The organism is Clostridium sp. CM041 (assembly GCF_055081035.1).
On sequence record NZ_CM143648.1, the window covers coordinates 2,376,783 to 2,390,537 of the forward strand.

Genomic DNA, 13,755 nt, shown 5'->3' on the forward strand with positions numbered 1-13,755 from the left:
ATAATGTAATATAAACCTATTTAAAACTGAGGAGTTTTTAATATGTCTTAATTATGTTAACTATATTTAAATATATTTTACTCACTTATTTTATTTAATGTATCACCTAATTGTTTTATAAATATCCCATATTCAGCCCACTTACCATTTTTTTGAGCTTCCAACGCCTTGTTATAAATTTCTTTAGCAACTTTTATATTTTCCAATGATTTTTCATCTAAATTTGATTTTTCTTTAGTTTGGGATATATTATTTTTATCTGTATAATCAAATATTTGTTCAAGCGCTAACTCTATATTATCAGCTAAAACTATTTTATCACCATAAGACACTATAACCTTTTTCATCTCTGGTATGCTTTTCTCACCTTTAGCTCTCAAATACATAGGCTCTACATAAATCAAAGAGTTTTTAATTGGTATAATTAACGTTTCTCCAAATTGGACTTGTGAACCTTGGGTATTCCAAAGTGATAATTCTTTTGATATTATAGTGTCCTGATTCATCTTTTGTTTAAATAGTACAGGGCTATATACTGTTTGCTTCGGTGGGAATTTATATAAAACCATTTTTCCATAATTGTCCCCATCCATCCTTGCTCCCAATAATGATACCATGTTATCTCGCCCTTTAGTGTTGAAGTATTCAAGTAATATCATTTCTTCTGTGCTTTCATTTGGTAGTTTCATTATTACATAAGAAGCTTTGTTTTTTTCATTTTTACCCACAACCTTCTCTTTGTTAGTTGCTATAGACCATACATCATCTCCGTTATAAAATACTCCAGGATCAGTTATGTGGTATTTGCCAAGTACATTACATTGTAAATTAAATAAGCCTTCTGGATATCTAAAATGTTCTTTTATACCACTAGGAACTGTCTCTAAGTCCTTAAATAGCTTTGTAAATATCTTTGAATAATTATTTGCTATAGGATCCTTTTTATCGACTATATAAAATTCAGGTATTCCATCTAATGCGTCAATGACAACTTTAATTGAATTCCTCATATAATTCACACCATTTTGTGGCTGTGAAAACGGATATCTATTGGAGGTTGTATATGCATCTATAATCCAGTATAATCTTCCTTCGTTAATTACAATGTATGGATCACTATCATACGTTAAAAATGGAGCAATTTTTTTTACTCTTTGAACTATATTTCTATCAATTAATATTTTACTATTAGAAGTTATATCGTTGGATAATAAAAACTGGGTACTTTTTTTATTTATTGCAAATAAGATTCTATTTGCGACGCTCATCTTTATTCCAGCTTTTCCATCGTAGTTATTAATTTGGTTTTCTCCACCCTTAGGATAATCTAACTCTCCAATTTTTGTATTGACTATACTGTAATCATTGGTACTTTCACCAAAATATATTCTAGGATTATCTGTTTTTATACTTGTTTTATTTTCTAAAGGTATATTATTAATCACAAAATCCGGCTGACCTTCACTTGTTACAGAGTTTACCTTACTCATAGCCACACCGTATCCATGAGTATAAACTAGATGTCTATTTTGCCAAGTATTTGAATTGTCTTTTAATGACTCTAACTCAATTTCTCTTGGTGCAATAAATACTTGATTGTATTTCCCATTTATATTATATCTATCAATATCTAAATCATTAAATCCATAATAAAACCTCATATATTGAAATTGATTATAAAATTCTAATGCTGGTTTAAAAGAGTTTATTTTTATATTATCAATAGTATCTTTATTAAAATTAATATCCTCTTTCGTTAAATCATTTTTTATTTCAAATGGAACTTCTCCTATGGTATGTAAATTAAAAGCTTTTCTCGTATTATCTATATTATATTGAATATATGGTTTTTCTAAAGTTTTTTCATTCGATTGAACTTGAAACTTTTGAACTAGATTTGCTGTTATATGTTCCCCAAAAATTAATGCAACAACCACAACAACAGATATAATCACAGGCTTTGTTTTATATTTTAGTATACTTATAAATGTAATTATGGCTGCAATTAAAGATACCACCGCTATTGTTTGGTAAAACCTTAAGGTTACATGTATATCTGTATATCCTGCTCCAAATACTATTCCTCTTGGCGAGTATACTAGATTCCAAGCTTTTACTAAGTATCCAAGAGCTACTACCATCAATATTAGTGAAGACACTATGGAAAGCTGCCTTCCTGCAAATTTAGTTATTCCACTCTTAAAGTTTTTAAGTTTAGAAAATATATTTCCTTTATTGGAATGTAATATATGATCCTTTGCAGTTAATGTGATGTATATTACTATAGTAATAATTACTAATACTACTAGCAAAGTTATGAACATTCGATATAGTGATTCAATTAATGGAAGTTTGAATATAAAAAATGAAATATCTTTTTTATATAATGGGTCTACAGTATTAAAACTTGTAGCATTCGCGAACTGAAGTATTGTATACCAATAGTTAGAAGCAAATGTAATCGAAACTATAAAAGAGATTATAATATTTATAAATATAATAATTTTGCGTTTTAATCTTTCTTTATTTTTATTCACTTCAACAACCTTTTTCCATCTTAAAATACTACTTTTAAATGTTTTATAATACATCCATATTGCAATGTAACTCACCATAAACACTGGTATCATTAACTTTATAATTGATGTTAATTTAGTAAAATATACTGATAAATATCCTACTTCCTTAAACCACTGTATGTTTATAGCAAAGTTAATTATGTTACCTAAGAAAGCTAAAATTATTACTATTATTGCTATAATGATAGCTATGGTCTTTTTTCTTTTCGTAAAAAATCACCTCTTATCTAATTTTAGTAATTTAGCTAACTTTGAATATTTTGTTTCAATTGCACCAACTGGGCATAATTCCTGACAACAAAAACATCTAATACATTCATGCATATTCCATTTAGGATTTAATATGTCTCCTTTTAGTACCATCTCAATCGCCGCGGGCTTCTCTGGACATACCTCAGCACACCTTCCACAACCTATGCAATTTTCTTTGATTAGGGTTGGGTTTGGTGCTATCATTTCTCTTAGAAAATTAGTTACCCCTGGGTTTATAAAATAAAAGTTACCTCCCTTCCTACATAGTTTAAAATCTTTTGCTTTCATAGATTCTAAGTCTTCACCAAGTATGTTTATATCCTTTGAAAGTACTACTCCCCATTTGCTATCATATGCTTCTTTTAAAACAGGTGTATCCAAAGGATCATCGTAACCTATAAGTCTAACGGCAGTGGAATCCACAGCTGTTAAGCTCTGTCCCATAATTAAAGTATTCATTTTATATGGCTGTCCACTTTTAGGTCCATTACCTTCCATAGCAATTATACCGTCTAAAATAGCAAAATTAGTCCCAACGGCCGTATTCAAATCCAAAAGCATCTTGCAAAAATTATTTGCATCAGGCATTCTTGTATGCCAAGTTGCTTTTTGCGTTCCTGGTATACAACCAAATTGATTTTTTACAGCTCCTGTATAATAGGCCATAGCATGTGTTTTAAGTTTTGGCAGTGATATAACAACGTCTGCCTCATAAGCAGCTTTAGATATATTCCAAGATTTACATAAAATAGAATTATCTAATTTAATATGTACTGACTCTTTAAAATCCTCAAAAGTAACTCCGTATTTATCAGCAACCTCCATAAGACCAGATTTTTCTGCTGCTTTTCTTGAATCTCCGAAGCCAGGCGAATCACCAAAGCTAATGTAACTAGAATATTCCCTAATAACTCTAATTACTGCTTCAAAAACAGCATAATGAGTTACTACTGGCGACCCTTTACTCTCAACACTTAACATATTAGGCTTTAAAAGTACTTTACTGTTTTTTGATATTAATTGTTTCAAAAATTGATGTCCACCTAATAATTCAAATCCCTCTCGCAACTTTTTTTCTACTAAATCGACATCATATTCCGTACATTTTAAAAGTGCAACATTTTCCATAATACTTTCTCCTTTAATAATTAAATTACTCACAAATTAAGTAATTCTTATTTTTTAATTCTTTTATAATACACTCTATAATCTCTTCATTATCCGCTTTTATAGTATGTAAGTGTATTCCTTTAGTTAACGAGGATAATGGCTTGGCACTAAATTCTTTAAACTTTCTTGTGAATTTCTCAATATCCATAATTGTCTTTATCATGAGCATTGCTCTTATTTCACCGTATAAAGAGTGTTCTACTGTTACATCCTCTACTATACCCCCAAATTTTACAATGCATTCAAGCTCATTATATATATCGTCTCTTGTGTGTGAAACTGCAATTACCCGCCTTACATAATTACTTTCTTCTTTAGGTATTAAATAACCTTCTGAAGTCGCAATTATATTTACACCTTCTGCCCTTATAATTGCAATATCTTTTACTATAACTTGTCTTGTAACCCCTAGTTTCTCTGCTAAAAAGTTACCTTTACATGTAATATTGTCTTTAAACAATTTGTTTTTAATATATCCTCTTCTTTCCTTTGAATCCATTTTTCCCTCCCAATATTTGTATTTAATTATATTCTATCACTCTTTATGTATTATTAGAAATACTTTATAACATATAAATGATTTTAAATTAAAAGCATCCTTTTTTATAAGTATATTTATCTAATATATACTTTTACTGTGATAAATCAAAAAAAGAAACTATATATTAGTTTCTTAATTTCTATCATCACATTCTTTTAATAAATCTAATTCTATATCACCTGTTATATTATTATTATGATGATTTTTCACTAAAAATAAAATTCTATCGTTGTAACCATACTTCCTTAATAAACTATATCCTATATCTCCATGATTATAATAAATATTAACATTTTTATTTTTCTTATATGTTCTAATTTTTCCATTTGTCACCTTGTGAATTATAACCATTATAGCTTTATCTATTGGATTCATACTATTATATATTTTACCTATATCATGAAGCAATGCAACCTTTATCAAATCATTTGATTCTAACTTTCTTTGATTACAAATTAATTTTACATCCCTAGCTACATTTATACAGTGTTTTTGCTCATAAGTAGGTAATTGGTTTAATAATTGTAATTCATAAGTTTCTAAATGCATTTTAAGAAACTCTAAATCTTCATCATTGATCTTCGAAACCATTGCCCTGTAAAACTGCTTTACTCTATATAGTGACATCATAAAGTTCCTTTCATATTTCATATTATTGCTTTTATATTGTAATACATTTTACCTAATAAATCTATAATTAAATCATTTCCTTCTGAAATGTCGTTAAGGACTAATTTTTGACGAAATAAAAAACAGCCCATATTTGGACTGTTTTTTGGTGGAGATAAAGGGAATCGAACCCTTGACCCCCTGCGTGCAAGGCAGGTGCTCTCCCAGCTGAGCTATATCCCCACATATGGTGGACCTTCAGGGACTCGAACCCCGGACCGACCGGTTATGAGCCGGTAGCTCTAACCAGCTGAGCTAAAGATCCATGTATTGACCTGGCGACAACCTACTCTTCCACAAGGTCACCCCTGCAGTACCATCGGCGCATTGAAGCTTAACCTTCGTGTTCGGTATGGGAACGGGTGTTACCTTCATGCCATAATCACCAGATTTATAAGGCATTAACCTTACAATTAAATTATACCAAGCTATTGTTAACTTGTCAATATACTTTATGAGATATTCTCTCAAAATTGCACAGTGAATTAATTTTCTTCCTTTGTCAGAAGCTAGTTTCTTTCTTACGAAAGAAATAGTTCCTGCGGAAGAAATATATCGCATTACTTTTAATTATTTATTTAGGTCAAGCCCTCGACTTATTAGTATTAGTCAGCTGAACATGTTACCATGCTTACACCTCTAACCTATCAACCTGGTGGTCTTCCAGGAGTCTTACTAACACCGCACTTACGTGCGAGTTATGGGAAATCTCATCTCAGGGTGGGCTTCACGCTTAGATGCTTTCAGCGTTTATCCCTTCCAAACATAGCTACCCAGCGATGCCACTGGCGTGACAACTGGTGCACCAGAGGTTTGTCCATCCCGGTCCTCTCGTACTAAGGACAGCTCCCTTCAAATTTCCTACGCCCGCGACGGATAGGGACCGAACTGTCTCACGACGTTCTGAACCCAGCTCGCGTGCCGCTTTAATGGGCGAACAGCCCAACCCTTGGGACCTACTTCAGCCCCAGGATGCGACGAGCCGACATCGAGGTGCCAAACCTCCCCGTCGATGTGGACTCTTGGGGGAGATCAGCCTGTTATCCCCGAGGTAGCTTTTATCCGTTGAGCGATGGCCCTCCCACGAGGTACCACCGGATCACTAAGCCCGACTTTCGTCCCTGCTCCACTTGTAAGTGTCGCAGTCAGGCTCCCTTCTGCCTTTGCACTCTTCGCGCGATTTCCAACCGCGCTGAGGGAACCTTTGGGCGCCTCCGTTACTTTTTTGGAGGCGACCGCCCCAGTCAAACTGCCCACCTAACAATGTCCTGTGACCAGATTCATGGCCTCCAGTTAGAACCTCAGTACTGTCAGGGTGGTATCCCAAGGATGACTCCACACAGGCTGACGCCCATGTTTCTCAGTCTCCCACCTATCCTGTACAGACAATACCGAAATTCAATGCTAAGCTACAGTAAAGCTCTACGGGGTCTTTCCGTCCAATCGCGGGTAGCAAGCATCTTCACTTGCACTACAATTTCGCCGGATGTGTTGTTGAGACAGTGCCCAAATCATTACGCCATTCGTGCGGGTCGGAACTTACCCGACAAGGAATTTCGCTACCTTAGGACCGTTATAGTTACGGCCGCCGTTTACTGGGGCTTAAGTTCATAGCCTCGCTTGCGCTAACTAATCCCCTTAACCTTCCAGCACCGGGCAGGCGTCAGCCCCTATACATCAGCTTTCGCTTTAGCAGAGACCTGTGTTTTTGCTAAACAGTTGCTTGGGCCTATTCTCTGCGACCTACTTTCGTAGGCACCCCTTCTCCCGAAGTTACGGGGTCAATTTGCCGAGTTCCTTAACAACAATTCTTCCGATGGTCTTAGGATTCTCTCCTCACCTACCTGTGTCGGTTTGCGGTACGGGCACCAATATCCTCGATAGAGACTTTTCTTGGCAGCGTGGAATCAGATACTTCAGGAATAAATTCCCTTCCCCATCACATCTCAGCGTTAAGAGCAAACGGATTTGCCTGTCTGCTCCGCCTAAATGCTTAGACACACATCCAATAGTGTGCACATCTTATCCTCCTGCGTCATCCCATTTCTAATAACGTCCATTGGTGGTATCGGAATATCAACCGATTGTCCATCACCTACGCCTTTCGGCCTCGGCTTAGGTCCCGACTAACCCTGAGAGGACGAGCCTTCCTCAGGAAACCTTAGGTTTTCGACCGTTAAGATTCTCACTTAACTCTCGCTACTCATGCCAACATTCTCACTTCTGTACCGTCCACCACTCCTTACGGTATGACTTCAGCCAGTACAGAAAGCTCCTCTACCGCGTACACAATTGTGTACACCCATAGCTTCGGTGGTAAGTTTTAGCCCCGGACATCTTCGGCGCAGGATCTCTTGACTAGTGAGCTATTACGCACTCTTTAAATGAGTGGCTGCTTCTGAGCCAACATCCTAGTTGTCTTAGAAATCCCACATCCTTTTCCACTTAACTTACACTTTGGGACCTTAGCTGATGGTCTGGGCTGTTTCCCTTTTGACTACGGATCTTATCATTCGCAGTCTGACTGCCGAAATAAAAGTATATGGCATTCGGAGTTTGATAGGGTTCAGTAACTGTTGTCAGCCCCTAGCCCATTCAGTGCTCTACCTCCATTACTCAATTAATCGACGCTAGCCCTAAAGCTATTTCGAGGAGAACCAGCTATCTCCGAGTTCGATTGGAATTTCTCCGCTATCCACAGCTCATCCCATGGTTTTTCAACACCAACGTGGTTCGGACCTCCACGGAATTTTACTTCCGCTTCATCCTGGCCATGGATAGGTCACCCGGTTTCGGGTCTACGACATGCAACTATGCGCCCTATTCAGACTTGGTTTCCCTTCGGCTCCGTACCTTAAGTACTTAACCTTGCTACATATCGTAACTCGTTGGCTCGTTCTACAAAAAGCACGCCGTCACACATATAAAGTGCTTCGACCGGTTGTAGGCACACGGTTTCAGGTTCTATTTCACTCCCCTTCCGGGGTTCTTTTCACCTTTCCCTCACGGTACTTCTTCACTATCGGTCACTAGGTAGTATTTAGCCTTGGGAGGTGGTCCTCCCAGCTTCCCACAAGGTTTCACGTGTCTCGTGGTACTCTGGATTAGATCTGACTGTTTTTCCTTTTCATTTACAGGCCTATTACCTTCTGCGGAGCAGCTTTCCAGCTATCTTCAATTAAGGAATTGCAGTATTTATGATCTATCCTCAACCCCCAGGTCAAAGACCTGGGTTTGGGCTCTTTCCCTTTCGCTCGCCGCTACTTAGGAAATCGATATTTCTTTCTCTTCCTCCGGGTACTTAGATGTTTCAGTTCCCCGGGTCTACCTCTGCATACCTATTTATTCAGTATGCAGTACATAGTTGTTACTATGTGGGTTCCCCCATTCGGAAATCTTTGGATCACAGGCTATTTGCGCCTACCCAAAGCTTATCGCAGCTTAACGCGTCCTTCTTCGGCTCCTAGTGCCAAGGCATTCGCCATGCGCCCTTTGTAGCTTGACCTTGATTCTGTCTATTTACATAGACGGTTATATTAATTTTGCGAAATTGTATTAAATTAATTTATAAACTACTTGCGTAGTTTTAATTTTTTTAAAACAACTTTTTTCACTGTGCAATTTTCAAAGAACATTTTAAGAAAAACTATTCATTATCTAACTCCTAAGAGTTAGATAAAATTAGTCTCTCAAAATTAAACAGAGAACTAGGTACGATTAATTACAATAGATATTTTTGAAGAACAAATTAATATTCTTCTATTGCATCGACCGAAGTCAATACATCTACTCCCTAGAAAGGAGGTGATCCAGCCGCAGGTTCTCCTACGGCTACCTTGTTACGACTTCACCCCAATCATCAATCCCACCTTCGGCCGCTGGCTCCTTACGGTTACCTCACGGACTTCGGGTGTTACCAACTCTCATGGTGTGACGGGCGGTGTGTACAAGGCCCGGGAACGTATTCACCGCGACATGCTGATTCGCGATTACTAGCAACTCCGGCTTCATGTAGGCGAGTTGCAGCCTACAATCCGAACTGGGATGAGTTTTTGAGTTTGGCTCCACCTTGCGGTCTTGCATCTCTTTGTACTCACCATTGTAGCACGTGTGTAGCCCTAGACATAAGGGGCATGATGATTTGACGTCATCCCCACCTTCCTCCCGGTTAACCCGGGCAGTCTCACTAGAGTGCTCAACTTAATGGTAGCAACTAATGATAAGGGTTGCGCTCGTTGCGGGACTTAACCCAACATCTCACGACACGAGCTGACGACAACCATGCACCACCTGTCACCCTGTCCCGAAGGACTTCGCCCATCTCTGGGTTATGCAGGGGATGTCAAGTCTAGGTAAGGTTCTTCGCGTTGCTTCGAATTAAACCACATGCTCCGCTGCTTGTGCGGGCCCCCGTCAATTCCTTTGAGTTTTAATCTTGCGATCGTACTCCCCAGGCGGAATACTTAATGTGTTAACGGCGGCACCGAGGTTCGACCCCCGACACCTAGTATTCATCGTTTACGGCGTGGACTACCAGGGTATCTAATCCTGTTTGCTCCCCACGCTTTCATGCCTCAGCGTCAGTTACAGTCCAGTAAGTCGCCTTCGCCACTGGTGTTCTTCCTAATCTCTACGCATTTCACCGCTACACTAGGAATTCCACTTACCTCTCCTGCACTCTAGACACCCAGTTTCAAATGCAGCACCCAAGTTAAGCTCGGGTATTTCACATCTGACTTAAATGTCCGCCTACGCATCCTTTACGCCCAGTAAATCCGGACAACGCTTGCCACCTACGTATTACCGCGGCTGCTGGCACGTAGTTAGCCGTGGCTTCCTCCTCTGGTACCGTCATTATCGTCCCAGAAGACAGAACTTTACAACCCGAAGGCCTTCATCATTCACGCGGCGTTGCTGCGTCAGGGTTTCCCCCATTGCGCAATATTCCCCACTGCTGCCTCCCGTAGGAGTCTGGACCGTGTCTCAGTTCCAATGTGGCCGATCACCCTCTCAGGTCGGCTACGCATCGTCGCCTTGGTGAGCCGTTACCTCACCAACTAGCTAATGCGCCGCGGGTCCATCTCAAAGTGGAATTTTCTAAAAGAAAAATCCTTTGATGTTTCGATCATGCGACCAAAACATATTATGCGGTATTAATCTCCCTTTCGGGAGGCTATTCCCCTCTTTGAGGCAGGTTACCCACGTGTTACTCACCCGTCCGCCGCTAATCCACCCCGAAAGGTTTCATCGCTCGACTTGCATGTGTTAGGCACGCCGCCAGCGTTCGTCCTGAGCCAGGATCAAACTCTCAATTTAAAAGTTTACACTTTTTTAGTTGAAATGATTAATCTGCGACAACTGTTAAGTTGATTCGCAAGCTCATTACTTACTTTTAGTCTTACGACTAAATTTTACTTTATACTAAAGTAATTAACTGGTTTAACGAAATATTATTTCGCTATCTTTACCTATTTCTCTGTTTAATTTTCAAAGACCAATTTAATTTGTCATCATGTGACGACTTTTACCATTCTACTATTTAATTTTAAAATTGTCAATATATTTTTCTATTTTTTCAAATATTATTTTGAGTTTAGAAAAATATTTGATTTTTAAAATTAAACTGCTGTTGTTACTAATTCGTAACGACAAGGAGTATTGTATCAAATCTATTTGATACTGTATTTACGATAGTTCTATTCCTACATAGATTATACTAATCCTTATATATATATCTTTGTTTTTCTCTGATTTACTGCTTGAGATACACTAGGTTAGTTATAATACGTAACTATAGAATAAAAAAGTACTTATTTGAAATAATTCCAAATAAGCACTTTAATATTTTAATCTTCTATTTTATCATTTACTTCACTAGTTGTTTCTAAGTCATATTCCTCATTATCAGAAGTTCCTTTAATGTTCTCTTGAACAGAGTCAGCTTTTTCTTGCACAGAATTTGTTTCTTCTTGCAAAGAATTCTCTTCTGTATTAATTTCATCACTACAATTTATTTTAGCTATAGCAACTATATTATCTCCTTCTCCATTCCTCATTAAAGTAACTCCCATGGTATTCCTACTTGTAGTTGATATTCCCTCTACATTTAATCTTATAACAACACCATTACTGTTTATAAGTATCATTTCGTCTCCATCTTTTACTATTCTAGCCCCTACAAGTTTTCCTGTTTTATCTGACACCTTATAAGTTATTACGCCCTTACCACCTCTACGTTGGAGTGAGTATTCTGAAACCAAGGTTCTCTTTCCAAATCCATTTTCACTTATAACTAAAAGTTCTTCTTCAGGCTTAACTATATTCATAGACACTACAATATCGCCTTGTCTTAAAGTTAAAGACTTAACTCCAGTTGCAGTTCTTCCCATACCTCTTACATCTTTTTCACTGAATCTTATAGAATAACCATTTCTTGTAACAAACAGCATTTCGCTATCTCCAGTAGTTATTGCAGCTCCAATTAGTTCATCATCTTCTCTTAAATTTATTGCATTTAAACCATTCTTTCTTATAGCAGCATATTTATCAAGTGATGTTTTCTTAATTAAGCCATGTTTTGTTCCCATTACAAGATAATTATCCTCTAAGAATTCCTTAAGACATATAACTGCTTGAATATTTTCATCGCTATCTAAAGGTATAATATTTATCAAGTTTGTTCCCTTAGCTGTTCTTCCACCTTCTGGAATCTCATATGCTTTTAATTTAAATGATCTTCCTTTGTTTGTGAAGAATAAAATATTATTATGAGTGGTGGTTGTAAAAATATGTTCCACAAAATCATCTTCTTTTGTAGTAACACCTTGTATCCCTCTACCCCCTCTTTTTTGAGCACTATAAGTATCAGCTGGAAGCCTCTTTATATAACCTGCATGGGTTAGTGTTATTACAATATCTTGCTCTTGAATTAAATCTTCCTCATCTATGCTATATGGGTTTTTTTCTATTGACGATCTTCTAGTATCACCATATTTATTTCTAACTTCTATAAGTTCGTCTTTAATTATGCCCAATAACACTATCTCATCTGCTAATATTCCTTTTAAATAATTAACAGTCTTCATTATTTCGTTATACTCAGCTTCTACTTTATCTCTTTCAAGACCTGTAAGTCTTCCAAGTCTCATTTCAACAATAGCAGTTGCTTGTTTTTCTGATAAATCAAAAGCATTAATTAAACTTTCTTTAGCTTGACTAATATTTTTAGATGCTCTTATTAAACGAATTACTTCATCAATATGGTCTAGCGCAATTTTCATACCTTCTAAAATATGAGCTCTAGCTAATGCTTTATCAAGATCAAATTGAGTTCTCCTTTTTATTACATCTTTTTGATGGTCTAAATAATGAACTAAAACTTGTTTTAAATTTAAAGTTTGAGGCTCACCATTTACAAGTGCTATCATTATAACTCCAAAAGTGTCTTGCATCCTCGTATGTTTAAATAGCCTATTTAATACTATATTAGGATTTGCATCTCTTTTTAGTTCTATAACAATTCTCATACCTTCTCTATCTGATTCATCTCTTAAATCTGATATTCCATCTATTTTCTTATCTTTTACTAAATCTGCAATACCTTCTATAAGTTTTGCTTTATTAACTTGATAAGGCAATTCTGTTACTATTATCGTATTTCTTCCTTTGTTCTCTTCAATATCTGTTTTAGCCCTTACAAGTATTCTTCCTCTTCCTGTTTCATAAGCACTTTTTATTCCTGCTCTTCCTAGAATAATTCCTCCCGTAGGAAAATCCGGACCTTTTATTCTTGTCATTAAATCGCTTATAGTAACTTCCGGTTCATCAATAACCATAAGTACCCCATCTATAACTTCTATTAGGTTATGTGGAGGTATATTGGTTGCCATCCCAACAGCAATTCCTGTCGATCCATTAACTAAAAGGTTAGGAAATCTTGATGGTAGAACTGATGGTTCCTTTTCTTCTCCATCAAAATTAGGAATGAAATCTACTGTCTCTTTATTAATATCTCTAAGCATTTGCGTTGTAATTTTGCTCATTTTAGCTTCTGTATACCTCATTGCCGCCGCTGAATCACCGTCTACAGAACCAAAATTTCCATGACCATCAACTAACGTACATCTTTGTGAAAAATCTTGAGCCATTCTAACTAATGCACCATACACTGCAGTATCACCATGTGGGTGATATTTACCTAAAACATCCCCTACAATTCTGGCACATTTTCTGTATCCTTTCTCTGGTGTTAATCCTAATTCATGCATAGAGAATAATATTCTTCTATGGACAGGTTTAAGACCATCTCGTACATCTGGAAGCGCACGGCTTACAATAACACTCATAGCGTAATCTATATAAGATTTTTTCATTTCACGTCTTATATCAATAGGTAAAATTTTTCCCTGATTATTAATCATGTTACACCTCTTTAAACAAAATATTTTAATGCCACTCTAGAAAGTAATTTCATCATACTCCATGGGTGACGGTAATTACTTTAATGGATTAACCTTCGTAGTAGTAGTTGATCTGCTTTAATGC

Annotated in this window: 4 protein-coding genes, 2 tRNA genes, 3 rRNA genes and 1 pseudogene; all 10 read right to left on the reverse strand. The window is 36.7% G+C overall.

The window, feature by feature from the left end; translation table 11 throughout:
• Positions 1-77: 77 nt before the first annotated feature.
• Positions 78-2,789 (reverse strand): annotated as a pseudogene (locus ACWJJT_RS11095) (UPF0182 family protein); the annotation flags it as partial.
• A 6-nt stretch (positions 2,790-2,795) separates the two neighbouring features.
• Complete coding sequence (locus ACWJJT_RS11100) at positions 2,796-3,959, reverse strand: DUF362 domain-containing protein (protein ID WP_462954754.1); 1,164 nt, start codon at positions 3,957-3,959, stop codon at positions 2,796-2,798.
• Between the two features lie 25 nt (positions 3,960-3,984).
• On the reverse strand, positions 3,985-4,500 hold the full coding sequence (locus ACWJJT_RS11105; protein WP_216304407.1) for a transcription repressor NadR: 516 nt from the start codon (positions 4,498-4,500) through the stop codon (positions 3,985-3,987).
• 174 nt (positions 4,501-4,674) lie between these two features.
• Positions 4,675-5,172, reverse strand: a complete 498-nt coding sequence (locus tag ACWJJT_RS11110; RefSeq protein WP_462954755.1) for an HD domain-containing protein — start codon at positions 5,170-5,172, stop codon at positions 4,675-4,677.
• Positions 5,173-5,318: 146 nt separating this feature from the next.
• Positions 5,319-5,394 (reverse strand) — tRNA-Ala (locus ACWJJT_RS11115).
• Positions 5,395-5,399: 5 nt separating this feature from the next.
• Positions 5,400-5,476: transfer RNA gene (locus ACWJJT_RS11120), tRNA-Ile, on the reverse strand.
• Positions 5,477-5,484: 8 nt separating this feature from the next.
• Positions 5,485-5,601 (reverse strand): 5S ribosomal RNA (gene rrf / locus ACWJJT_RS11125).
• 189 nt (positions 5,602-5,790) lie between these two features.
• A 23S ribosomal RNA gene (locus ACWJJT_RS11130) occupies positions 5,791-8,716 on the reverse strand.
• Between the two features lie 292 nt (positions 8,717-9,008).
• Positions 9,009-10,527, reverse strand: a 16S ribosomal RNA gene (locus ACWJJT_RS11135).
• The 16S, 23S and 5S rRNA genes sit together here with 2 tRNA genes alongside, the layout of an rRNA operon.
• Before the next feature lie 530 nt (positions 10,528-11,057).
• On the reverse strand, positions 11,058-13,631 hold the full coding sequence (gyrA, locus tag ACWJJT_RS11140; protein WP_462954756.1) for a DNA gyrase subunit A: 2,574 nt from the start codon (positions 13,629-13,631) through the stop codon (positions 11,058-11,060).
• Between the last annotated feature and the right edge of the window lie 124 nt (positions 13,632-13,755).